The sequence below is a fragment of the Virgibacillus sp. MSJ-26 genome (assembly GCF_018918075.1).
Classification (GTDB): domain Bacteria; phylum Bacillota; class Bacilli; order Bacillales; family Amphibacillaceae; genus MSJ-26.
This window is the reverse complement of the sequence record NZ_JAHLPW010000003.1, coordinates 347,515-371,529: the sequence shown is the minus strand read 5'-3', so window position 1 is coordinate 371,529 and position 24,015 is coordinate 347,515. Positions and strand designations below refer to the sequence as shown.

At 38.0% G+C, this 24,015-nt stretch carries 19 protein-coding genes and 1 riboswitch; of the genes, 13 read left to right on the top strand and 6 right to left on the bottom strand.

The window, feature by feature from the left end; all coding sequences use genetic code 11:
• Nucleotides 1–107: 107 nt before the first annotated feature.
• The 5 genes from KQI49_RS03805 (at nt 108) to ribH (ending at nt 5,374) form a co-directional block, all read left to right on the top strand.
• Entirely contained in the window at nt 108–1,334 is a 1,227-nt protein-coding gene (locus KQI49_RS03805; RefSeq protein ID WP_216486929.1) for a DUF819 family protein, read from the top strand.
• Between the two features lie 158 nt (nt 1,335–1,492).
• Nucleotides 1,493–1,639, top strand: a riboswitch (FMN riboswitch).
• Between the two features lie 297 nt (nt 1,640–1,936).
• On the top strand, nt 1,937–3,049 hold the full coding sequence (ribD, locus tag KQI49_RS03800) for a bifunctional diaminohydroxyphosphoribosylaminopyrimidine deaminase/5-amino-6-(5-phosphoribosylamino)uracil reductase RibD (RefSeq protein ID WP_216486928.1): 1,113 nt from the start codon (nt 1,937–1,939) through the stop codon (nt 3,047–3,049).
• Nucleotides 3,030–3,680, top strand: coding sequence for a riboflavin synthase (gene ribE / locus KQI49_RS03795; RefSeq protein ID WP_216486927.1), 651 nt, complete (start codon nt 3,030–3,032; stop codon nt 3,678–3,680). Before ribD ends, ribE begins: the two co-directional genes overlap by 20 nt.
• 11 nt (nt 3,681–3,691) lie before the next feature.
• Complete coding sequence (locus KQI49_RS03790; protein WP_216486926.1) at nt 3,692–4,891, top strand: bifunctional 3,4-dihydroxy-2-butanone-4-phosphate synthase/GTP cyclohydrolase II; 1,200 nt, start codon at nt 3,692–3,694, stop codon at nt 4,889–4,891.
• 18 nt (nt 4,892–4,909) lie between these two features.
• Nucleotides 4,910–5,374, top strand: coding sequence for a 6,7-dimethyl-8-ribityllumazine synthase (gene ribH, locus KQI49_RS03785; protein WP_216486925.1), 465 nt, complete (start codon nt 4,910–4,912; stop codon nt 5,372–5,374).
• An 89-nt stretch (nt 5,375–5,463) separates the two neighbouring features.
• Here the strand turns inward: ribH and KQI49_RS03780 are convergent, their stop codons facing one another.
• Nucleotides 5,464–5,778, bottom strand: a complete 315-nt coding sequence (locus tag KQI49_RS03780) for a hypothetical protein (RefSeq protein ID WP_216486924.1) — start codon at nt 5,776–5,778, stop codon at nt 5,464–5,466.
• Between the two features lie 231 nt (nt 5,779–6,009).
• Between KQI49_RS03780 and KQI49_RS03775 the strand changes: the two genes are divergently transcribed.
• The 5 genes from KQI49_RS03775 (at nt 6,010) to KQI49_RS03755 (ending at nt 13,644) form a co-directional block, all read left to right on the top strand.
• The gene (locus KQI49_RS03775) at nt 6,010–6,687 is read left to right on the top strand and encodes a GntR family transcriptional regulator (RefSeq protein WP_216486923.1); all 678 of its coding nucleotides are present in this window, start codon (nt 6,010–6,012) and stop codon (nt 6,685–6,687) included.
• Nucleotides 6,688–6,717: 30 nt separating this feature from the next.
• A complete protein-coding gene (locus tag KQI49_RS03770; RefSeq protein ID WP_216486921.1) occupies nt 6,718–7,911 on the top strand; it encodes a trans-sulfuration enzyme family protein in 1,194 nt (397 codons plus the stop codon).
• A 237-nt stretch (nt 7,912–8,148) separates the two neighbouring features.
• Complete coding sequence (locus KQI49_RS03765) at nt 8,149–9,339, top strand: exonuclease SbcCD subunit D (protein WP_216486918.1); 1,191 nt, start codon at nt 8,149–8,151, stop codon at nt 9,337–9,339.
• 39 nt (nt 9,340–9,378) lie between these two features.
• Nucleotides 9,379–12,471, top strand: coding sequence for an AAA family ATPase (locus tag KQI49_RS03760; protein WP_216486916.1), 3,093 nt, complete (start codon nt 9,379–9,381; stop codon nt 12,469–12,471).
• Between the two features lie 732 nt (nt 12,472–13,203).
• On the top strand, nt 13,204–13,644 hold the full coding sequence (locus tag KQI49_RS03755; protein ID WP_216486915.1) for a hypothetical protein: 441 nt from the start codon (nt 13,204–13,206) through the stop codon (nt 13,642–13,644).
• An 84-nt stretch (nt 13,645–13,728) separates the two neighbouring features.
• On the opposite strand, the gene KQI49_RS03750 is transcribed toward KQI49_RS03755, so the two are convergent.
• The 3 genes from KQI49_RS03750 to KQI49_RS03740 all read right to left on the bottom strand — a co-directional run bounded on the left by KQI49_RS03750 (nt 13,729) and on the right by KQI49_RS03740 (nt 17,412).
• Nucleotides 13,729–15,006 carry a serpin family protein gene (locus KQI49_RS03750; protein WP_216486913.1) on the bottom strand — a complete coding sequence of 426 codons (1,278 nt, stop codon included), beginning with the start codon at nt 15,004–15,006 and terminating at the stop codon, nt 13,729–13,731.
• Nucleotides 15,007–15,084: 78 nt separating this feature from the next.
• Complete coding sequence (locus tag KQI49_RS03745) at nt 15,085–15,867, bottom strand: ABC transporter substrate-binding protein (RefSeq protein ID WP_216486911.1); 783 nt, start codon at nt 15,865–15,867, stop codon at nt 15,085–15,087.
• Between the two features lie 147 nt (nt 15,868–16,014).
• The gene (locus KQI49_RS03740) at nt 16,015–17,412 is read right to left on the bottom strand and encodes a purine-cytosine permease family protein (RefSeq protein ID WP_216486909.1); all 1,398 of its coding nucleotides are present in this window, start codon (nt 17,410–17,412) and stop codon (nt 16,015–16,017) included.
• A gap of 240 nt (nt 17,413–17,652) precedes the next feature.
• Here KQI49_RS03740 and KQI49_RS03735 point away from each other — a divergent pair, with 240 nt between their 5' ends.
• Nucleotides 17,653–18,420: an NRDE family protein gene (locus KQI49_RS03735; protein ID WP_216486907.1), complete on the top strand. Its 768-nt coding sequence runs from the start codon at nt 17,653–17,655 to the stop codon at nt 18,418–18,420.
• Between the two features lie 52 nt (nt 18,421–18,472).
• On the opposite strand, the gene KQI49_RS03730 is transcribed toward KQI49_RS03735, so the two are convergent.
• A complete protein-coding gene (locus KQI49_RS03730; RefSeq protein WP_216486905.1) occupies nt 18,473–19,411 on the bottom strand; it encodes an MBL fold metallo-hydrolase in 939 nt (312 codons plus the stop codon).
• A 240-nt stretch (nt 19,412–19,651) separates the two neighbouring features.
• On the opposite strand from KQI49_RS03730, the gene KQI49_RS03725 reads away from it, so the two are divergent.
• Together KQI49_RS03725 and KQI49_RS03720 are read left to right on the top strand one after the other, a co-directional pair.
• Nucleotides 19,652–20,962 carry a M20 family metallo-hydrolase gene (locus tag KQI49_RS03725; RefSeq protein WP_216486903.1) on the top strand — a complete coding sequence of 437 codons (1,311 nt, stop codon included), beginning with the start codon at nt 19,652–19,654 and terminating at the stop codon, nt 20,960–20,962.
• Between the two features lie 621 nt (nt 20,963–21,583).
• Complete coding sequence (locus KQI49_RS03720; protein WP_216486901.1) at nt 21,584–22,540, top strand: alpha/beta hydrolase; 957 nt, start codon at nt 21,584–21,586, stop codon at nt 22,538–22,540.
• A 147-nt stretch (nt 22,541–22,687) separates the two neighbouring features.
• Here KQI49_RS03720 and KQI49_RS03715 read toward each other — a convergent pair whose 3' ends face one another.
• Nucleotides 22,688–23,938: a helix-turn-helix domain-containing protein gene (locus tag KQI49_RS03715; RefSeq protein WP_216486899.1), complete on the bottom strand. Its 1,251-nt coding sequence runs from the start codon at nt 23,936–23,938 to the stop codon at nt 22,688–22,690.
• Nucleotides 23,939–24,015: the final 77 nt, after the last annotated feature.

The window sequence follows — 24,015 nt, the reverse complement described above, 5'->3', positions numbered from 1 at the left end:
TCCCGGGTGTGTATTGTTTTTGCCTACATTCAGAATCTTTGTTTACTTTTGATGGGGTAAAGGTTAAAATTTATTATGACATGTAAAATCTTGGGGGAGAAAAGAATATGAGTCAAACACTGATCCAACCAGATGATACGATAACTCTTTGGGGAATTCTTATTGTTTGGGCGTCGGTAAGTATTTATTTGGAGCAACGGTTTAACTGGGCTTCAAAAATATCTGGAGCAATTATTGCTTTGATTGGGGCAATTATATTATCCAATACGGGGGTTATTCCAACAGAGTCATCTGTTTACGATGCTGTTTGGGATGTCATTGTACCTTTAGCTATTCCGCTTCTTTTATTCCATGTTAATTTTAAAAAAATATGGCAGGAAAGTGGAAAGTTGCTCATTATCTTTTTCATCAGCTCGGTTGGAACGATCGCAGGGACGATTATTAGCTTTATCATTTTAAAAGATCATATACCGTACCTTGAAAAAATCGGGGCGATGATGAGTGCGTCCTATACTGGGGGTGGCGTTAATTTTGCGGCTATGGCGGCTAAATTCGATACACCCGGAGAAATGGTATCAGCGACAGTTGTTGCAGATAATTTAATGATGGCAATCTATTTCGTAATTTTAATGATGATCCCGGCAATTGCTTTTTTTAGAAAGCGATTTAAGACCCCACATATAGAAGAAGTTGAGCAAGGAATCGGTAATGATGACGGAAAAACGTTAGCTGAGAGCTTTTGGAAGAGGAAGGAAATCTCTTTAAAAGATATGGCACTCGCCATCGGGACGGCTTTTCTACTTGTGATTGTGTCATTTAAAGTTGCTGATTTTATTGCTGGTATCATACCGGCTGAGGAAGGAAGCTCATTTATTTTAATTCTTTTGAACGGCTTGTTTGGTGATCAGTATTTAATGTTAACGACAATTACGTTTATCATGTTGGCACTATTTCCACGATATTTTGAAAGTATTAATGGAAGTCAAGAGATGGGGACGTTTTTAATCTATATTTTCTTTGTTGTAATTGGTGTACCAGCATCCATTCCACTTATTGTCCAAAACGCACCACTACTATTAGTCTTTGTATTTATCATCGTGCTATTTAATATGGTTATCTCACTTGGTGCCGGAAAACTATTAAAATATAATTTAGAAGATATCTTAGTTGCTAGTAATGCCAATATCGGGGGTCCAACAACAGCGGCTGCGATGGCGATTGCTAAGGGTTGGAAAAACTTAGTCGGCCCTATACTTGTTGTCGGTACACTCGGTTATATTATTGGAAATTATATCGGAACGTTTCTCGGATTTTGGTTTTCGAGTATGATGTGAGCGCAATTCTAGCAGCATTTACCGATTTGCAATACTTATTAGAACGCTGAATAAAAAAGATGATGAAGCACCAAAATATCGGCTTATAAATTAAATCTCACTATTGTATTTCATTTCAAAATAATGTTATACTAAATTTGAAAATTGAATATATCGTATGATTCCTTCGGGGTCGGGTGAAATTCCCAACCGACGGTGATGAAGCAGTGCTTCTTAGTCCGTGACCCGTGTGGTTGATGAAACCTCACGGTGGATCTGGTGCAACTCCAGAGCCGACAGTATAGTCTGGATGGGAGAAGGAATTTTGTTAGACGAACAAAATCTGTACATAGGCATGACTGTTTTATGTATGTTTATTTAGTTACACATGACTTAACTTAAAACAGTAAAGCTAAAATAATGATTCAATAAGCAAGGTAGTTAATCTGCGCTTGTTTAATGAATTATTTTGCCTAATTTATTTTTATTGTGTTCGTTCATTAAAATTCTACCATCAAGGCCTTTGAAGATACTTTCAGAGGTCTTTTTTTTGTGAAAATAGAAGGAAGCCTTTACGAACTGGAAACTAGATTTAGACCTAAGATAACGGAAAGGAGAAAATCATGTCAGATGAAAAATTTATGCAATTGGCGTTAAATCTTGCTAAAGAAACCATTGGCCAAACATCACCCAACCCTGTTGTTGGTGCTGTTATTGTGAAAGATGGTGATATTGTCGGATTCGGTGCACATTTTAAAACTGGTGAAAAACATGCGGAAGTCCATGCGATTCACATGGCAGGTGATGAAGCAAGAGGATCTACACTTTATGTAACACTTGAGCCTTGTAGTCACCAAGGGAGGACACCGCCTTGCACCGACTTAATTATCAAAAGTGGCGTTAGGCGTGTTGTGATAGCAGCGAAAGATCCGAACAAGCAGGTGAATGGGATAAAAATATTACAAGCTGCGGGGATAGATGTTAAAACAGGTGTTTTACAAGATGAAGCACAAAAAATAAATGCTCTTTTTTTCCATTTTATTAAAACAAAAAGGCCCTATGTCACATTGAAAACTGCGATGAGCCTAGATGGAAAAATAGCGACAAAAACGGGGGAAAGCAAGTGGATTACTGGTAAGACGGCGCGATTTGACGCACACACTTATCGACATAGCCATGACGGGATTTTAGTTGGCGTTGAGACGGTGATTGCTGATGATCCTAGTTTAACGACAAGGTTAAAAGTTGGTGCCGGCAGAAATCCGGTTCGTATTATTTTAGATACACATTTACGAACACCTCTTGATGCTAGCGTAATAACAGACCCGGAGGCATCGACGTGGATTATAGTAGGCAATAAAGTAACTGAAGAGGCGAAAAAACTGTTTTTGCAATCTGATCAAGTAAGGATTATTCAACTTAAAGATGAAACAATCCGCATACCAGAAGTGCTCGACGTTTTAGGACAAAATGAAATCACGTCATTATTTGTTGAAGGAGGAGCGACAGTGAACGGTTCATTTTTACAAGAAAAAATGTTTAATCAGCTTATTGTTTATATGGCGCCTAAGTTAATCGGCGGGTATGGAGCGCCAACATCTTTTTTAGGAACTGGGTTTGCATCATTAGCAGAAGTACCGTCACTTTCTATTCTGCAAGTAGAGCAGGTAGGGGAGGATATAAAGATTGTTGCAACGTACAAAGGAGAGGAAAGCTATGTTTACAGGGATTGTTGAAGAAGTAGGCAGCATTAAACGTATACAAAAGACAGCCAATCAATCGATGCAACTTGAGATTATAGCAGAAACTGTGCTTGAAGATGTTGAACTGGGTGACAGTATTGCGGTAAACGGCATTTGCTTAACAGTGACGACATATTCTAAGAATTCATTTTCAGTCGACGTTATGCCAGAAACCATCAAAGCAACGTCTTTAAACGGGTTAAAAACTCATTCACCTGTCAATCTTGAACGGGCGATGGCCGCTAACGGACGGTTTGGTGGTCATTTTGTAACCGGACATATTGATACAACTGGAACCATTATTAAAAAGGAAGCTCAAGAGAACGCTGTTTATTATGAAATTGAAGTACCGCGACATCTCGAGGCTTATTTTGTCGAAAAAGGGTCAGTAGCCATTGATGGAATTAGTTTAACGATTTTTAAAAATAGAGCAACGAGTCTACTTTTATCTATCATCCCCCATACGGTTAGTGAAACGACCTTAGGTGCAAAAGAGACTGGTGATATCGTGAACATCGAATGCGATATGCTTTTAAAACATGTTCACCATTTGATGAAGTTAGGATCGGTAGCTCATTCAGATCAACTTAACGAAAACTTTCTAATAAATAACGGTTTTATGTAGGAGGAGATAAGATGTTTTATAAGATAGAGGACGCTTTAGCTGATCTAAAAAAAGGTAAACCAATCATTGTTGTCGATGATGAGAATCGAGAAAATGAAGGTGATTTTGTCGCCTTATCGGAAAAAGCAACGCCTGAACTCATTAATTTTTTCATTACTCACGGGAGAGGGTTGGTTTGTACAACGATTACGAGTGATAGGGCACGTAAATTAAATTTAAATATGATGGTTGACGAAAATACAGATCCTTATGGAACAGCCTTTACTATCAGCGTTGACCATGAAAAGACAGAAACTGGGATTAGTGCATTTGAACGTGCGGAAACGATACAGGCGCTGATTGATGAAAAGTCAGTTGCAGAAGATTTTAAACGACCTGGACATGTTTTTCCACTCATTGCAAAGAATGGGGGTGTTTTTGAACGGAAAGGGCATACGGAAGCGTCGGTTGATTTAGCAAAATTATGTGACGTGGCTCCGTCTGCCGTTATCTGTGAAATTATTAATGAGGACGGCACAATGTCAAGACTTCCGCAGCTTCAAGAACTAGCTGAAAAGTTCGATTTGAAACTTATCCATATTGAAGATTTAATCAAATATAAACAGAAAAATGAATCTCTTGTTCAGCGGGAAGTTGAAACCATGTTACCAATGCAGAACTATGGGACGTTTAAGGTCATCGGGTATTCAAATCAGCTGGATAATAAGGAACATATTGCAGTTGTAAAAGGTGACCTCGACTCCAATAAACCAATATTAGTTCGGATTCATTCTGAGTGTTTGACTGGTGACGTCTTTGGTTCTAAGCGATGCGATTGTGGTCCTCAATTAGATAGTGCCTTAGAACAAATCAGCGAGGAAGGAGCAGGGGTTGTAATTTATTTACGTCAAGAAGGCCGAGGTATCGGTTTGTTGAATAAATTAAAAGCATACAAACTGCAATCAGAAGGATTAGATACATTAGAGGCGAACGAAGCATTAGGCTTTCAAGCAGACGAAAGGGATTATACAGTAGCTGCTCAAATACTAAAGGATTTGGGAATTCATTCGATGCGGCTGCTAACAAATAATCCTGAAAAAATAGCAGCTATGAAGCAGCATAATATTGACGTTGTCGAACGAGTGCCACACTATACAACGGTATATCAAGAGAATAAGCAATATATATTAACGAAAATTGAGAAATTCGGTCATCTGACAAAAAATAATTAATAAAAGAGGAGAATAGACATGGGAAATATTTATCAAGGGAATGTCGTCGGGGCAGATTTAAAAATCGGGATTGTTGTTGGGCGGTTTAATGATTTTATTACTAGTAAACTATTAGAAGGTGCGACGGATGCTTTAAAAAGACACGGGGTGGACGAAGGAAATATTGATACGGCTTGGGTGCCAGGGGCGTTTGAAATTCCATTGGTAGCTAAAAAAATGGCTGAATCACAATCTTATGATGCGGTTATCACCTTAGGTACGGTGATTCGCGGGGCAACACCCCATTTTGATTACGTGTGTAATGAAGCTGCTAAAGGGGTATCAAGTGCCTCACTTCAGACGAATACGCCCGTCATTTTTGGTATATTAACGACAGAAACGATTGAACAAGCGATTGAGCGGGCTGGAACTAAAGCAGGAAATAAAGGAGCTGAAGCAGCTGTTTCAGCGATAGAAATGGCTAATTTAATAAAAAAACTATAAAGATACTTTGAAGAACACAAACTCAAGCGCCCAGCCACTATCAATCTAGTGGCTGGGCGCTTGAGTTGGATATGACCAATCTTAGTCATTTAAAAGACATGTAGGTTAGTTGATTTATTTGTTACTTCTTCATTTTGTTTAGAAAAGAAGACTTTACCGAGTAAGACAAGACTTAATATGCTAAAAAGTGTCTCGACACTAACGCTTGCACCTAACATACCATGTGTTTCAGCGTAAGAGCCTGAATAAATGAAAAGTAGACCGCCAATCGACCAACAGATAAAAGAAAGTATAACCGTTCGATTTTTTAATTTATTCCCTTTTTCAGTAATTAAATATAAACAAGCCATGAAAAAATACGTCGCTATAGAAACCATCGTAATTGATCCAAATAAAGAAATCATGCTTGCTCCCCCTTATTATTCATCATTTCAAAATGTATCTCCTAAACATGTGTCCGATTTGTGAATTTCCTTATATTTATTATAGCAAAGTTCACAAATTTGTAAAGTATTTTTAACTGATTGGACATAATAAAGCCATTTATTAAACATAATTCAGATAATTTCCTCTTGACGCTTCGACTAATTTAGAATAGTATAATTGTATACAATTATACAAAGGGTGAGAGCATATTGAATAAAAATGTTTCGCAAGGAAGATGGGCATCTGCGAATGATTACACGTATCATGTTTTAAAAAAACAAATCATTCATGGCACCCTTTCTCCAAATCAATCGATTGTCGAACAAACATTATCGAAAGAATTAGAAGTAAGTCGAACTCCATTAAGGGAAGCCATCCAGAGATTAGAATACGAAGATTTACTGACTAGGAAAGCGAATGGCCGCCTAAAGGTTTCTCCTATATCTATTAAAGATGTTGAAGAAATTTTTATCGTGAGAAGTAAGTTGGAAGCGGTTGCGGTGGAACAGGCTATTGATAATATGACCGGAGAAGATGAAAAAAGACTTTCACACCTCACGTTTATGATTGAAGAAATGTCCAAGCAAAAAATCATTGAGGAAGTAGTAAATTATGGCGAGCAATTTCATAAATATATTCATCAATTGAGTAATAATCAGACCGTCATTAAGATTTTACTTCAGTTGAAAGATCATATAGATCGCTATCGACGATTGGCACCATCTAAGGAAGGGAAGCCGAGAACGGTAGTTAATGAACATCAGTTAATCTTGGACTATATGATTGAGGGAAATAAAGATAAAGCTAAAAAAGCAATGGAAACACACATTATTAAAAGTATGAATTCGATTGTGGAGAAAATTAAAGCAAATAGTCAACTGCAATAACTGTGAAAACATGAAAAGGGGCGGGATTTTGTGAGTAAAGATTGGAATTTTAATACGAGAGCAGTTCATTTGGAACAAACACCTGATGAGAAAACGAGAGTGGTTTCAGAGCCCATCGTTCCAGCTGTTGCCTATTCTTTTAAAGATGCTGACGAAGCAGCGGCTGTTGTTTCAGGTGAAATGGAAGGGGTTTATTATGGCAGATACGGCAATCCGACAACACGTACGCTTGAAAAAAAGATTGCTGCACTTGAAGGAGCAGAGGATGCATTAGGTGTCAGCAGTGGTATGGCCGCTATTTCGATAGCATTGCTTGCGTTTTTAAAACATGGGGATCATGTTATTGTAACAAAAGATGTTTACGGGGGAACGCATAAGTTTTTAACAAACTTTGCAGTAAGATACGGTATTGAAGCTGAATTCGTGGATTGTACAGACGTCGATGCAATTGAGAAGGCAATTCTGCCGAATACGAAAGCCATTTATATCGAGACACCGTCTAACCCTGGATTATGCCTCATTGATATTGAAGCCGTTTCAAATATAAGTCGGGCCCACGGGCTACCGCTTATTATTGATAATACGTTTATGACGCCGTGTTTACAGACACCGCTTGACTTAGGCGCAGATGTTGTTATTCATAGTGCGACGAAGTATTTAAATGGTCATGGTGACGCGATTGCGGGCTTTGTTTGTGCAGATCAAGAAATGATTCAAAGAATGCATAAAGATTTTATGGGTGACCTCGGTCAGCCACTTAATGCGTGGGAATCATTTTTAATTTTAAGAGGGATTAAAACGTTAGGTATTCGGGTGGAAAAACACTGTGAAAACGCTCAGAAAGTCGCTGAGTTCTTAGAGAACCACCCTCTAGTTGAGCAGGTGTATTACCCAGGGTTAGCGTCCCACCCGCAGCATGCCTTAGCTAAACGACAAATGCGCGGAATGGGTGGCATTGTCTCATTTGAAATAAAAGGTGGGGTCGAGGAAGGTAAGAAGTTTATTAGTTTGCTTGAGTTAGCGATGATTTCGTTTAGTTTAGGGGACCCTGAAACACTCGTTCAACACCCTGCATCGATGACCCATTCATCGATTCCTGAAGATGAGCTGAAGTTTTTCGGTATTTCGAAAGGATTAATTCGTTTGTCTGTTGGTTTGGAGGATGCGGTTGATATTATTGCCGATATTGAGCAGGCATTGATTAAACTTCCAGTTAAAGTTTAAGTAATATATATGAAAAGCGATAACCATGTTAAAATGGGGTATCGCTTTTCTTTTTTTGATGGGTAAAAATTACGTTTTCTATATTAACGTAGGTATAAAAATTGAATTTTACCTTTTTGATAGATTGGATGGCTTGTTATAAAATAGAATCAGTTAAAAATATAGGTTAATAATTTTCGACTAGCGTTTTTGCTGGCAATGATATATAGATATTTTAAAGAAATAGGAGGGTTAATGATGAAGTTTTTCCATACGGCTGATTGGCATTTAGGGAAATTGGTGCAAGGGGTTTATATGACAGAAGACCAAGAGTATATTCTTAATCAGTTTATCCAGGCGATTAAAGAAGAGAAACCCGATGCGGTTGTCGTGGCGGGTGATTTGTATGATCGTGCTGTGCCGCCTACTGAAGCTGTACATCTATTAGATAAAGTGCTTGACGAAATTGTATTGGATTTGAAAATACCTGTTTTAGCAATTGCGGGAAATCATGATAGTCCAAGCCGATTGAATTTCGGGAGTAAAATGATGCGCGAAAATGGTTACCATATTGTAGGTGAGTTGCCTGGAAAAATAGAACCTGTCGTGTTGTCTGATGAGCACGGAGAAGTTCATTTCCATCTTGTGCCATACACTGATCCAAGTACAGTGCGCAATGTTTTTGAAGACGATGAAATTCGTACACATCATGACGCTGCTGAAAAAATAGTTGAGCACATTAAAGAAAATATGAAAGAAGATGCACGTCATGTCTTTGTCGGTCATGCTTTTGTGACGCCTTACGGGGAACAAGAGGAAAATACAAGTGATTCAGAGCGTCCACTTTCGATTGGTGGTGCTGAGTATGTCGGTGCCGATATTTTTTCATCATTTGATTACACAGCGCTAGGCCATTTACATCAGGCGCACCGAGTCATGTCTGAAACGGTGCGTTATTCAGGATCGATTTTAAAATATTCCATTTCAGAAGAACATCATCATAAGGGATATTATATTGTTGAGCTGGATGCTCAAGGGAACGTGACAACTGAAAAACGCAATTTAACCCCGGTACGTGATATGCGAACAGTGGAAGCAACGATGGAAGAAATTTTAACCCATCCAATCAGCGAAGATTATGTGTTTGTTAGATTATTAGATGAAACACCGATACTTTCACCGATGGAAAAAGTGAGATCTGTTTATCCAAACGCGATGCATGTTGAACGAAAAGTATTCACTTCAGGCGCTAGCTCTGACACGTCAGAAGTAAAAGTTAGGAGTCAAATGAGCGACTTAGATCTTTTTAAAGCCTTTTATGAAGAGGTAAAAGGTATACCAGCAACAGAGGAAACGGAAGATCTTTTTAAAGAAATATTGGACGAGCAATTAAAAATAGAAAATGAAACGATTGATAAAAGTGCAAAAGAAAAAGTAACTTCAAATTAGAAGCGAGAAAGGGAGAAAGGAAGAAAGGGGAGAATACATGTGAAACCACTTAAGTTAACAATGACTGCGTTTGGTCCGTATAAGGATTCCGAGACAATTGATTTTAACGAACTTCAAAATAATGATTTGTATGTCATTTCTGGAAATACTGGAGCTGGAAAAACAACGATATTTGATGGTATTTGTTTTGCTCTCTATGGCACAGCAAGTGGGGAAGACCGTGAGAATCATATGATGCTTCGCAGTGATTTTGCAAATGATGATACTCATACATCAGCTGAGTTGGAGTTTGAATTGAAAGGACGGACGTATCGTATCCTTCGTCAATTAGGTCACGTGAAACAAGGAAACAAGACGAAGACCGGAGAGCGTTATGAGTTTTATGAAATGGTTGATGGAGGCGAGGAGCCTTGTGTTGATCGGCAAATAGTTTCTGAGATTAATCGAAAAGTAGAAACTTTAATGGGGTTAACCGAAGATCAATTTAAACAAATTGTTATGCTTCCACAAGGGGAATTCCGAAAATTACTTACGTCCGAAACTGAAAATAAGGAAGAAATTTTAAGACGTTTATTCAAAACAGATTCATATAAACATATGGGTGAGCAATTGCGTCAGAAAAAATCAGCAGCTGCAGAAGTGTTCAATCAAGTAAAGCAAACACGCGATACATATATCGAACATATCAAAGCTGTGTTACCTGAACGTGAAGAGGCTGAAATATTTCAAGTGCTCGAGGAAGACTATAGTAATGTAAATCAAGTGTTGGCTGCTTTGGAAAAAGAACTCGATTATTATACGGAGCAAATTGGTCATGATGAAAAAGCGTATCATGAAGCCAGTAAACAGCAACAAAAGCTGCAAGAACAGTTTCATAATGCGAGAGCGACAAACGAGCGTTTTGAGGAATTGGAACAAAAAGAAAAACTTCTGAAGACATTAACAGAAAAGATCCCTGTTGTTAAACAGAAAGAAATGCATTTGGAAAAAGCTGAAAGAGCGAGCAAAATTGAACCAGTCGAAGAGAGATTACGAGAATGGCGAGAAGATCAAACGATTAAAGAAAAAAGTTTGACACATGCACGTCAAACTAAGCATGTAGCTGAAGAAGCGGTTAAGCAAGCTAAGACCTCATATGAACAAGAGGAGAAGAATAAAGATGAGCGGGAAAATGTTGGGAAAGAGGTCACCCGTCTTAAGGAATTTTATCCAACCGTTCAACAAATCGATCAAAACAAACAAGAGCTTGCCCAGTTTAAGAAAGCAGTTGACCGAGAGCAAGCAGAAGTTGAAAAACTAAATACCTTATTAAATGAAAAAGAGAAAACATTAGAGAAAAATCAGCAGCATATAAAATCATTCGAACAAGCAGATAGTACCCGATTGGAAAAACATCAATTATTAACAGAACTAAGAAATCAAATGAAACTAGTCATGGCTTATGAAAAAGCTCAAAAAGACGAAAAAGTAGCGAGAAAAACGCTTCAACAGAAAAAGAGTGCTTTAGAACAGGCGAAAGATCAGTACAACAAATTAGAATCCACTTGGCTCAACAATCAGGCTATCGTTCTTGCGAGTCATTTGCATGATGGAGAATCTTGTCCGGTTTGCGGTAGTTTGGAACATCCTCAAAAAGCGATGAGTCACTCAGAAGATGTTAGCCGGGACAAGTTAGATGCGCATAAAAAAATAGTTGATCAAAAAGAAACGGAATATCAAGAAGCGGCAAAAGCCCATAGTGGCGAACTAACTCGGCTGACTGACCGAGAAAATGATTTAAAGGAAATGAATATTTCCACAGAAAATATCGACACTTTGAAAGAAAAATTATCTGAGCAAGGTGTCAAACTAAAAGAAGAAGTGGCGTGTCTTGATGCAAACAAAACCAAATTAGACGAGTTGAGAAAAACAAAAGAAATCTTAGAAGCAGAAATTAAAAAACTAAAGACGGAAAAAGAAGCAAAAGAGCAAACCTATCATAAAAACAATCAAAAACTAGCTGGTGACTTAGCAGCTTATAAGGAGCGCATTCGCCAGATTCCCGATGAGTTACGTAAACTAGCTGTACTAACAGAAAAGATCACTGAAATGGGAGCAATGCAGAAATCATTGGAAGAGAAATGGGAAGCGGCTCAAAAGAATTTACAATCTGCTAGAGAGAAGTTTACAGAAGCAGAGACAAACTTAAGCAATGTAGAAAAGCAATTGTCCGAGTCAAAACAAAAGAGACTTGAGGCGGAAGAACGATTTAAGGTAGCCTTGGTAGAAGCTGAATTTTCAACTGAAGAAATTTATCGTGACGCCAAACTCAATGTAGAAACCCAGAAAAAGTTAAAGGATGAGATTAAGGAATTCACTCAGCACCTATCCACAACGAGAGAACAGGTTGGTGAATTAAAGATTCACTTGAAAGATAAAGAAAAAGAAGATCTTAGCAAACTTGACGCTGATTTATCTCAGGCCAGAAAAGTCAGTGAAGAAGCTTCTCGCAAATGGAACCAAACACTTGAATACCAAAAACAGGTCACAACCCTTAAAGAAAAAATTGCTGAATCTAATGAGAAAACAGCGGAGAGTGAACGACAATTTAATGTTGTTGCAGATTTACACGACGTCATTCGCGGTCAAAACAGTAAAAAAGTATCGTTTGAACGTTACTTACAAATCGATTATTTAGATCAAATTATTGATGCTGCAAACCAGCGTTTACGAGATTTATCAAATGGCCAGTATTCTCTCATTCGCAGTGACCGCCAAGAAGCTCACGGCAGACAAAGTGGTCTCGCCCTTGACGTTTACGACGAATATACTGGGCAGACCCGCGATGTTAAGTCGCTATCTGGAGGAGAGAAATTTAACGCCTCACTTTGTCTGGCACTCGGCATGTCAGATGTGATTCAAAGTTTTCAAGGAAATATATCCATAGATACCATGTTTATTGATGAAGGATTCGGTTCCCTTGATGAGGAGTCTCTCAATAAATCAATCGATACATTAGTCGATCTGCAACAAACAGGCCGTATGATTGGGGTAATCTCTCATGTCAAAGAGTTAAAAGCAATTTTTCCAGCTATCCTTGAAGTGACTAAAACAAAAGAAGGTTATAGTGAGACGCGATTTGTTGTGAAGTGAGTTAAGGAGGGAGCCCTCCTTCTTTTTTTTTGTGGTTAAATATAAGAGGTGTGTGAGCCTTGATTTTGTATCGAGGTGACGGGATCCCCATGCGGTCGCGCATCTTTCACCTTAACTCGCGCGGGATTCCCATGCGGTCGCTCATCTTTCACCTCAACTCGCGCGGGATTCCCATGCGGTCGCGCATCTTTCACCTTAATTCGCGCGGGAATGCCCTTAGGTCGCGCATCTTTCATCTTAATTCGCGCGGGAATGCCCTTAGGTCGCGCGGCTCGCTCTAACTCACATAGGCATCGGCTCGGTCACAGAGATTGAGCATCCCCCTCACCTCTAGACTGAGAAAATATCGTACGAAATATTGAAGCTATTTTGTAATGAAAAATGTATAAAGAATATATAATATTTTCAGAAATCAAGCGCAAGGGGGAAGAACATGTTAAACAGGCAGCACTTGAAACAGGAGGGGATTTTTCAGAGATATTCGTGGAAGATAGATATACGAACCAAATGTCTCTTAGAAATTCGGTTTAAATGGGGTGTACCAATCACGATAAAAGGAGAAGAATTCCTCCTTTTATCAAATCAATTGAACTAAGGATGTCTACTCTAAAAGAAGCATTACTAAATCCATCTTTAGTCTGACGAGAAATCATTCCTAATACGCAAGTCTTCTGGGGAAGGTGCGCATATAATGAATATATGATAACTAGGAAAAGGGTGAGGGGAACGAGGATGGATTTATTTCAATGGGCGATTGCTCTTCAAATTCTCTTATTCATTTATTTTGAAGTCACAACTTTAGTAGATTTATATCCATGGAATGACCTGAGAAAATATTCATTGCAAGAAAAGCTGTTAGAAGCTACTGTAAATGGTCTCATCATTCTTACTGCAATAGCTTTATTTGTTACTAATATAAAATGGTTGATGATTGTATCGATAATCATATGGTTTTTTCATTTTGTCATGCAGCTATTAACATGGTGGATGCCCTATTTAACTGGAAAACATTTAAAGCAATTTTCAAGAACTCTTTATAATGCTCATTTCAGGGAAACAATTAAAATTCTACCACCGATTAAAGATCATATTATTCCTGATGCGCAACACAATGTCTTACAACTCCTCTCTTTGATTACATTGGTGTTAAGTACATTAGCTATTGGGACTTAGCTTATCTTCACTAAAGCATATCCCAAGCCGAAAAAATATCGAGATGCCCTTCCTGGATGGAGTGGCGTCTCGATTTTTGTTCACTTATTCTTTTCCTTCTGGTGGGTTAGCCATGCTTCCCATAAATAGAATGGTTCCCGTGTCGTTATCTGTAATGGTGAAAAAGAATGGACGGTCAACAATCATGTCGAATGTATCCGGATTGAATGACGTGACCTCCATCTCAGTCTCGGTTGCAGCTGCTGCTTCAGTTCCTTCTTCATTCACTTTCACATATGATTTTTGTTTGACATCACTAATAAAGATTTGTTCGTCGCCCAAGGAAATATTTGGAAAATTCGCTTCTTCAGTGTCAAAAGCTGTTTTCATCCCAAGTTCTGTTAATGGATCATTTAAATCGACTTCATACTCTAATTCAAACTTTGGTAGCATAAGCGTTCCTTCCGTTTCGGTGAAATCTTCTTGCCATGTTTCCCATCGATCAAGTGTAAGTGACTCAGTGAAATCTTCTAGACTCGAATCTTCTTTTGGTAAAAAGATATGCATGCTCATTTCATTGTCCGTGTATGGGAGTTCGACTGCTTGGAACTTATCATTTTCCATATAATTTAACTCTTCTTCCAGTTGCATTAACGGCACTTGTTTTGTATCGCCATCGCTTGTCTGGAAGTCATGTGTTTCTGTAAGATCACTATTAAATTCATATTTCCAGTCACCTTTGAAATAAATGGCATTAATGAGCATAGCGACTAAGTCCTGACTTAATGGGGAGTCCACCATGTCGGTGATTTTTTCATTGGTGGCTTGTTCTACCCAATCATTTATGTCGTCAGCTGCATTTGCGTCGCCAATATTAATCTCCTGTACTTTAGCGTTAAAATAATCTGAGGTATTTTGTTTAAAATCATCGTCAAGGGCAAACTCATCATTAAGCCAAATGGAGTTGGCAATGTTCAATTCAGATTTTGATTTATCATGCAAATTCTCAAGTAAGGCGGCATTTGCTTTATTTAAATCTTCTAAACCGATATTTTCGGACTGCAGTGTGTTAGCGATTTCTTCTTTTGTTGCACCATCAGCTCCGTTATAAACCATGGATAACGCCATGAAAAGGCTTGTTTGTGACATAAATACATTATTATTTTCATCCGGATCAACCATTGGCAAAAGTTTAAACCCGAGTTCGTTTTGTGGTTTCACAATTTGTGTGACGTCCACATCCTTATAGTCGACATGGGATGGGATGACTAATTCATCTTCGTCCGTATTCTCGCTTTCCTCATTTTCTGTTCCACAACTTGATATGATGACCAACATTCCAATTAAAAATAAGACTGTCAGAGCGATTCGTTTTCGGAACATAGTCTCACCCTCCTTAAAAGGGATCTTTATTCTAATTTTACCCAGTAACAAAAGGTTTTAACCTTATCTCCTAGTATGCTACTTAAAAGAAGAGAGTAGTTTTGAAAAATAAGAAGCTGCTTCAATCATGCGTGAGCCATACCAGAACATTTCACCATCAATATTGATAGGTGTCACGTCAGGAATATACTCTTGAAATTCTGCGTGATGGTTGTCAGTAAAAGGATAAGGTTCACTCGATAAAAATAAATAATCTAGATTGGCCGCTTGCAAATCTTCAGGAGTAATGACCGGATATCGCTCAGTTGAAGTGGCAAAGGGGTTAACGAATCCTAGCTTTTCAAGCATATCATTAATATATGTATCTCTACCTACAGCCATATATGGCTTTTTCCAAATCAAATAGGCAATTCGTTTACCTGTCGCTTTTGGCAGTTGATAAAATTGCGCCAGAATATCTTTTTTTAAGTTGATGGCGGATTCGGTTTTTCCTATTAAGACACCTAACTCTTCAATCATATGAAACGCATCATCAACCGTTTGAATCTCAAATACGTAAACAGGGTAGTCGGCTTCAAGTGTCTCGACCATATCTTTCGTGTTTTCTTCTTTTTCAGCGATAATTAAATCTGGTTTTAAGTCATGAATACGTTCTATTTTCATGTCTTTTGTCCCGCCTACGTTGACTGCTTGCTCGACTTTCCCTTTTGGGTGAATGCAAAAACGTGTGCGTCCAACCACTTCATCTTCTAATCCAAGGTGGAATAACGTTTCTGTGATGGCTGGGTCTAACGAAATAATCCGTTTTGGTGGGTAAGTATAAGTTATGTCTCGTCCTAAATTATCAGTTACTCTTTGCATAACGTCCCTCCTCATTAATTTCCCTAATAATATATGTAAATTAAAATATAACTTCTATGTCCGATTATAGACAACTTTCATATTAATTGATAGAGCTTAAATATAATCAACAAAAAAGAACGATGAATCAAATCATCGCTCCCTTTATTAAGCTACATGATCTTCCCTTGCTATATCATGGACTTCTTTTCTTAAATAGTATTTCCCTTTTGTTGCCAAGGCAATAACAACGGTTAGGATGGCAGCTAAGATTGATGCGAAAATAGCAGCGGTATGTTCTAAAAACGTTCCCATATATCCTAGTGCGGCAATGGTCCCTAATGCACTTGCGATAATTAGAGGGACGACTCCGACGGGATTCCATCTATACAAATTCTCTTGGCGATGTTCATAAAAAGTTGGGCCAATTTTAAGTATCATTTTAACAATAAGAGCGTCTGTTATCAGAACAGCCCCCCAGGCTAATAGGAAAACACCTTGAAATGTGAGTGCGGTATCTAAATGATCAACAATTCCCCCTAGCATTAACACCATTGCTGAAATTCCAGCAACCACTACCCAAAAACGACGGCCAGGTGTAAATCTGAAAATATTTTCAAAGAAATTAGACAGTGATAGTGAACTACTGTAAATATTGGTCACGTTGATTCTAATCTGAGTCAGCATAGTGAATAGAGCACCACCAACTCCAAGTAGCTGGACGATATAAACACCAGGGTTCGGCTCGGCTAAACGTACACCAAACCAAATTCCAAGTCCGCCCATCACACCGTAACAAAATATTTGCGGTATAAAACCGATAGCGATTGATCCACCTTTAATATGTTCAGGTTTTAGAAAGCGAGCATAGTCCGACGCTAATAAAGCAGTCAACCCCATAATCCCGTGCTGCATACCAATACAAAGTAATAGAGCTGATCCGCCAACTTGTACACCCTCAGGCATATAGGTCCAAAAGCTGCCCTCAGTTAAGGAAGGCGTGAAAAAAGACACAACGATAGCCGTAATTAAAAATATAAAAAAGATGGGTAATGACCATTTTTGTAATTTATCTAGTTGTTTAATGCCAAACCAATTCAAAGGGATAACAATTGACCCAAAGATAACAATTAAAACCCATAAAGGAATTGCAGGCATAAATTCGTTAACAGCAAATACAAGAATCATTCCTTCAAACGCACAGTACATTATAAAATTAGAGGCATAAATTAAAGAGGTGAGAGAGGCACCAATATAGCCAAAACCACCACCACGGGACATTAAATTGACATTCATCCCTGATTTAGCAGATAAATACGCAATAACTGTTCCCATGATACCGGCAACGACAATAGCATATCCCGCTGAAATGAGTGCATTAATCGCACCAAATTGGAGAGCCATTACACTACCTAATTGAAAGTAGAAAATCGCGGTAGCAATACCAAACGTTATGTTTGTGATGCTTAACCAACCCATGTTCCGTTTTGAAAAAGGTACTTTATCAAGGGAGTAATCATCTTTTAATTCTTCACCTTTTTGATCTGCCACGTTCACAGATCCCATATGTATCATCTCCATTCTACAAAATTTAAAAATTGAATGACTTATTCAATATATAGATATTTTTAAAGTATCTCAAACTGCTTAAATGTTGAAGTTTGACTATTAACACTAGAAAAATCTATTTAAATTGCAATAACGCTATTTTACATAGAATAGAAAGCTGTTGGTCGCGTTAAAGGAGAGAAATGAAGTATTATTAAAAAAGAAGTAATGATTATAATTAAATAGAGGGGGATAAACATGTGTTTAATTAATTTTCAATATGAAAGACACCCGAACTACAAGTTAATTATTGCTGCCAATCGAGATGAATTTTATGAACGCCCAACAGCTCAAGCGCATTTTTGGAAAGATCATCCTCAGGTCTTAGCCGGTCGTGACTTACACGGAATGGGTACGTGGCTTGGCATTACCAAGCAAGGGCGTTTTGCAGCGTTAACGAATATTCGTAATCCAGAAGAAGATGTATCAGATAAAAAGTCACGGGGAGATATTTTGAAAAATTATTTAGCAGGGACTGAATCAGCAGAGTCCTTCGTTGAAAATCTTAAAAAAGAGAAAAATCAATATGCCAGTTTTAATCTTTTAGTTGGAAACTTGGACCAATTACTATATTTTAATAGCAAACAAGGCGAAATCGAAAAAGTAGAGGCAGGCACCCATGGCTTAAGCAATCACTTTTTAAATACGCCATGGCCGAAAGTGGAAAAGGGAAAACAGATGATGGAGAGTTATGTGGCCGGTCGGGAAAAGGTTGAACCTGAGCAACTTTTTGAAATATTGACGATGGCTGACATTGCAGCTGACGGAGATTTACCCAATACAGGCGTCGGAGTGGAGCTTGAAAAACAGCTTTCACCACTGTTTATTAAAATGGAAAATTACGGGACACGCTCATCCACAGTATTATTAGTTGACCGTGATGACAACGTGACTTTTGTAGAACGGACATACCAAAAGGGAGAATACCATGGAGAGGCCAAATTCACTTTCCAGATTGAGGATTAAATTTAGAAGGGCGAGCTCTCACTATCAGAATGAAAAGCTCGCTTTGCTTAGCTTATTTCGTATAAATCCATTGTCCGTCTTGCGTATGGCGGTCAAGCTCTCCTTTTACCCGCAAATATTCTAAATGGGAAAGAGTTTCTCCAATGGCGAAGCGGATTTCATGGATGGTCAGCTCTTTCGGAAATAATTTCTGGCACACGTCGTATACATTGGCCCCTTCTTTAACGTATGTCATTGTTTGGGACAACCGCTCTTCATGATGGGCGATAATGTCGTCAATTCGGTCATTTGCACCGTGGAATGGTTTACCATGTGACGGAATAACTAAATCAGCATTTAATTTTTTAACTTTTTTAAGGGACGTTAGGTAAGTGGCTAATGGGTTTGAATCACCGTGAAACCAGTATGAAATATTCGGTGTAATTTTCGGCAAAATATGATCAGTCGAAAAGAGTACGCGGTTTTCTTTATTATAAAAATTAATCAATCCATCAGAATGTCCCGGAGTAAAAATCACCTCATATTCATAGTGGCCAATCACGACTTTTTCACCTTCTTTGAAATGGTGTTGAACCGTGGGATAAGGCGTGACCCGCGGAATAAATTCCTTAGTATTTTCAATCATTTGCTGGGCAATGTTTTTAGGAATCGCAGCAATTGTGTAATTGTCTGGCAGCGAATTTAGAAAGTCGTCTTCCCATGCCATGAACGCGGCATTTTCATCGGTTTTTGACATAGAAAGCTTGGCGCCTGTTTTTTCTTGTAAACGCCCTGCATATCCAAAATGGTCGGGATGGTAATGGGTGAGAAAAATATCCGTAACTTCCTTTCCCGATAATTCCTGTTCCCATCGACTTGCCGTTTGTTCATTATGTAGGCCAGTATCAATCACAATCCAACCATTTTCACCTTCAGCGACAAAGCAATTTACATGGTTTAATCGAAAAGGTAAGTCAAGCCGAATGGACTCGACTCCTAAATGTTCAAGCATCTTATCACATCTTTCCACAAAATAGATATTCATGTTTATTATAACTAACCTGTACTTATTTTAGAATTGAAATGATTCAGAATACAATAGGTGACTGGGATATCGACAAATGATTACTGTAAGAATTAAGCCTAGATGAATCTACATAATATAAAAATTCCTATGAATTTTTCGCTTATTTTGTTATATTCATATTAGTAAGAAATAGGGAATTAACTTAAAAGGAGTTTTTTATTATTCATGGGATATTTTCAAGATGAGGATAACTTTTACGAAAATTTAATTAAGGATTACGATAGTAAATTAGATACAGATGGCCTTAGCGGTCAGCGGTTGGCACGTCGGTTGGCAGTTTTATCCCATATTGGTGAAACAGAAAATGGTGGTGTGAACCGACCTGGCTTTTCTCAGGAGGAAAAACAAGCGAAAGAATTTGTGATGGACTGGATGAATGAAGCCGGGCTCGAAGTTTCAGTGGATGGGGCAGGGAATGTGTTTGGGCGCTTAGATGGTTTGAAAAACGTATCACCGATTATTTCCGGCTCACATCTTGATAGTGTTCCAGATGGTGGAAGTTTTGATGGGCCACTTGGTGTTTTAGCGGCTCTGGAAGTCGTGGAGGCGTGGAAAACAAAAGGGTACACACCTGAGAAACCATTTGAAATCGCGATTTTTTCAGATGAAGAAGGCGCGCGCTTCAAAAGTGGGCTCATGGGCAGTCGGGCTTTTATGGGGCAAGTCAAAGAAGAAGAATTAACTGATTATGTCGATGAACAAGGTCACACATTTACCGAAGTTATTGAGGAATATGGGAGTGACATGGAGCAATATTTAGATTATGAATTTAAGCGAAAAGCGATTGATATGTTCATAGAACTTCATATCGAACAGGGCGAAGTTTTGGAAGAAGAAAATCAACCGGTCGGTATTGTTACCGGGATAGCAGGTCCCGCCTGGCTTGAAGTCAATTTTAAAGGTGAGGCAGGTCACGCGGGAAATACGCCTATGGTCGGACGAAAAGATTCCCTTGTAGCAGCTGCAATGTTAGTGAAGAAAATAGAAGAACTCCCAAAAAAGGTGAGCGATACAGCGGTCGCTACAGTTGGAAAACTAAATGTTATTCCAAACGGATCGAATGTTATTCCAGGTGAAGTGAATCTCATTGTTGATGTTCGTGATATTCATGAAGAAACGCGCGATGAATTGCTTGGAATTATTGAACAAGAAGCTAAAATTATTGCAGAAACGAAGGAATTAGATGTCGATATGATTCATAATTCAACAATCAAACCTCTGCCAATTGAGAAGAAATTTCAGCAAGAATTAGCAGAGATACTTAAAAAGCACCAGATTAAACCGGTCTATATTCCAAGTGGTGCGGGCCACGACTCGATGATACTAGGAACCAAAGTCCCTGTTGCTATGTTGTTTGTAAGAAGTAAGGACGGAATAAGTCATCACCCTGATGAGTGGTCATCACTGTCAGACTGTATTCAAGGGGTACATGTTTTAAAAGATTATATTGAAAAACAAATGGAAACGAAGGAATAAGTGATTATTCAAAACTCTGGTGTATGTCTTTGCTTAAGACGACCTGGAGTTTTTTGTTTTTAGCTATTTCATTTATCGATTGGGTTGTGTGATCGTAAATGTTTATGATATGTGGTTGTCGGGATGATGAAGACCAAATTGAGCGGTGAAATTGAAAAAATTGTCGTTCATTGAGATTATGAAGACTAAAGTGAGTGGGGAACTTGAAAAAGTTGTCGTTCATCGAGGTTATGAAGACCAAATTGAGTGGAGAACTTGGAAAATTTGTCGTTCATCGAGGCTATGAAGACCAAATTGAGCGGTGAAATTGAAAAAGTTGTCGTTCATCGAGGTTATGAAGACTAAATTGAGCGGTGAACTTGGAAAATTTGTCGTTCATCGGGGTTATGAAGACCAACTGAACTGGAGAGACCAGAAAAGTTGTTGTTCATACCGCTATATTGTGTAAAAAATCATTCGATCTATCTAGAATTTAATGATAATTAAGGGTATTATAGAATTAATCTAATTTTGCATGAATACTATTTTAACAGATAAGTAGATGAGAAATTGAGCTTCTATACGGATAGAAGATTTTAAAAATCAATATTCATGGAATGGGCTGAAGGCAGAGGGGGATACATGGTGAAAAAGAGAATACTGATTATTTTAGGAAGTTTAATAGGAGTGTTATTAATTGGATTAATATTTGCAGGGAATTATTTTTATGGACAAGGGATTAAACGTGGGACAGAGGTCGAGCTTCATAGAGAAGCCTCAGCTGTGAATGAGGCAGCTACTGATGATGATCAAACATTGCTGGATGAAGCGAATGAGTGGTTTGGTGAAAGGGAGACAGAGCGATTAGAAATAACTTCTTATGACGATTTAAATTTGGTTGCGCAATTTATCGATAATGATGCGAATACGAACAAGGCTGTCATTTTAGCACATGGCTTTAGGAACACGAGTGACGATATGGGGAAACTAGCAAAGTTTTATTATGAAAATGGATTTGATATTTTGCTTCCTGATGCTCGAGGACACGGTGATAGTGAAGGGGATTATATTGGGTATGGTTGGCATGATCGGTTGGATTATTTAGATTGGATTGACCTGTTGGTTGAAGATTATGACGCTGAAGATATTATATTGCATGGAAACTCAATGGGTGCGGCAACTGTATTAATGACGAGTGGTGAAGATTTACCAAGCGAGGTAAAAGGGTTTATCGCGGATAGCGGCTATAGTACAGTGAAAGATGAATTGGCTCACCAGTTGAAGCATTTATACGGGCTGCCGGCATTTCCACTTCTTGACGTGACAAGCGTGATTACAAAGATGAGGGCTGGTTATACGCTTGGAGGCGCCTCATCAATCGAACAAGTGAAAAATAATGAGTTACCATTATTAATCATCCATGGTGAAGATGATGATTTAGTTCCGACTGCCATGTCGCAAGAAATATACGACGCAGCGGGCGGAGAAAAAGAATTATGGTTAGTGCCTGGAGCAGGTCATACGAAAGCATTTGATAATGTGACTGAAGAATTTAATGAACGTGTGAAAGAATTCCTTGATCGTACGATAGAGGAATAATGTATAGCTGTTAGGGAAATGAAAAAGTGAGTAAGGGCGAGAACAAAAGGAGATCGACCTTACTCACTTTTTTCTAGTTATTCATTGTTCTCTAAAATAGTGCGACATCTAATGTGAAATATTTTACAAAGAAAGTGACAGGATTATTTAAACAAAATAGTCGTCAGTGTATGTTTTTGATACGATGTGACGAGCATATTCGTTTGCCTTTTCTACTTTTTTCCTTTCCATATGATAATTAAAGAGTTTCATGCGATAATGCTCTGTCAAGAATTCATGCCCAGATTTATTGAAATAGGGGTATGCTTTCGATTCTAAATAATTAAAATACTCCTTATCTTTTCTTAAAAGTTTATATTTATGTAATTGAAAAATATGAATATAGACAATGTCCTCTAATTCTTTAGCTAGAGATAGACCTTTTACCGCCAGAAGAAATAATTCATCGTAAGATTTTATATTTTGTGCAGTTAATGCATTTAAATAACCATCTAAGGACCCAAGATAGCCAGAAGTATTAGGATCTTTCGTATCCATCGCTTTTTTGTATAATTTACAAGCATCATCATAATGTCCACGTCGGAGTTGATGGTAACCATAATTGTGAAGAAGTAAGGAACGTTGCTTCTTTAAATCATAATTATCGACCACTTCAATTAACCTTTTGTATTCGGAATCTTTAGGATCAAAAAAATTGTCTTGTTCTAGCTGGATGAGCATGAGCATCTCCGTATCAATTAGCCGAGAAAAACTTCGAGCATCTTTAAAAAACTGGAGTGCCTTATTGGCATAATAATATGAAGAAACGCGAGCTTTAATAGAGTGATATGCAACTGCTAAATCATAATTATATTCGGGATGATTGTAGGAGTTTACATCAATCTCTTTTAAAAGGGAAATGGCTTTATAGTAATCATTTTTAAAATGTAAAAAATAAATCCCTTTAACATGTAACAGCATATTTGTTTCATAAGGGGTGAGGTTCATCCATTTATCCATTTTGTTGATAAGAGATTGAACAGTATTCCCATTACCAGCTAATAAATAATATCTGGTAAGGATAAGTGTGTAGGTACGATAAAAATCTTGTAATTGTAAAAGTGGGATTTTCTCCAACTCACTCTTCAAACTTTCTGCTTTTGAAGCAAAGTTCAAAATGATAGATTCATGCCATTCTTTTAATAGATTCTCTAATAAAGCATAAGTTTCAAGCTGTGCCTTCATATTTATACCAAGCCGTTTAGATAAAATTTCTATTACATCCTTTGAAACTTCCGTTTGTCCCCGTTCAATTTTACTTATATGAGTGGTTGAACATACTCCTTCTACTAAATCTTTTTGTCTCAATTGCTGAAGTTCACGATAAAATTTGATGATTTTTCCTTCTAAGTCTTTCATCCAGCATCCTCCTTGCATATAAAAACTGGGTAAAACCCCAACTTTCGTTCTGAGTTTTGGGACTTTAGTGTATTATT

What these genes read in the sequence shown, in the direction of transcription:
- KQI49_RS03805 (WP_216486929.1), top strand. Translation starts at nt 108, where the DNA reads ATGAGTCAAACACTGATCCAACCAGATGATACGATAACTCTTTGGGGA.
- ribD (WP_216486928.1), top strand. Translation starts at nt 1,937, where the DNA reads ATGTCAGATGAAAAATTTATGCAATTGGCGTTAAATCTTGCTAAAGAA.
- ribE (WP_216486927.1), top strand. Translation starts at nt 3,030, where the DNA reads ATGTTTACAGGGATTGTTGAAGAAGTAGGCAGCATTAAACGTATACAA.
- KQI49_RS03790 (WP_216486926.1), top strand. Translation starts at nt 3,692, where the DNA reads ATGTTTTATAAGATAGAGGACGCTTTAGCTGATCTAAAAAAAGGTAAA.
- ribH (WP_216486925.1), top strand. Translation starts at nt 4,910, where the DNA reads ATGGGAAATATTTATCAAGGGAATGTCGTCGGGGCAGATTTAAAAATC.
- KQI49_RS03780 (WP_216486924.1), bottom strand. Translation starts at nt 5,778, where the DNA reads ATGATTTCTTTATTTGGATCAATTACGATGGTTTCTATAGCGACGTAT.
- KQI49_RS03765 (WP_216486918.1), top strand. Translation starts at nt 8,149, where the DNA reads ATGAAGTTTTTCCATACGGCTGATTGGCATTTAGGGAAATTGGTGCAA.
- KQI49_RS03755 (WP_216486915.1), top strand. Translation starts at nt 13,204, where the DNA reads ATGGATTTATTTCAATGGGCGATTGCTCTTCAAATTCTCTTATTCATT.
- KQI49_RS03750 (WP_216486913.1), bottom strand. Translation starts at nt 15,006, where the DNA reads ATGTTCCGAAAACGAATCGCTCTGACAGTCTTATTTTTAATTGGAATG.
- KQI49_RS03745 (WP_216486911.1), bottom strand. Translation starts at nt 15,867, where the DNA reads ATGCAAAGAGTAACTGATAATTTAGGACGAGACATAACTTATACTTAC.
- KQI49_RS03740 (WP_216486909.1), bottom strand. Translation starts at nt 17,412, where the DNA reads ATGGGATCTGTGAACGTGGCAGATCAAAAAGGTGAAGAATTAAAAGAT.
- KQI49_RS03735 (WP_216486907.1), top strand. Translation starts at nt 17,653, where the DNA reads ATGTGTTTAATTAATTTTCAATATGAAAGACACCCGAACTACAAGTTA.
- KQI49_RS03730 (WP_216486905.1), bottom strand. Translation starts at nt 19,411, where the DNA reads ATGCTTGAACATTTAGGAGTCGAGTCCATTCGGCTTGACTTACCTTTT.
- KQI49_RS03725 (WP_216486903.1), top strand. Translation starts at nt 19,652, where the DNA reads ATGGGATATTTTCAAGATGAGGATAACTTTTACGAAAATTTAATTAAG.
- KQI49_RS03720 (WP_216486901.1), top strand. Translation starts at nt 21,584, where the DNA reads ATGGTGAAAAAGAGAATACTGATTATTTTAGGAAGTTTAATAGGAGTG.
- KQI49_RS03715 (WP_216486899.1), bottom strand. Translation starts at nt 23,938, where the DNA reads ATGAAAGACTTAGAAGGAAAAATCATCAAATTTTATCGTGAACTTCAG.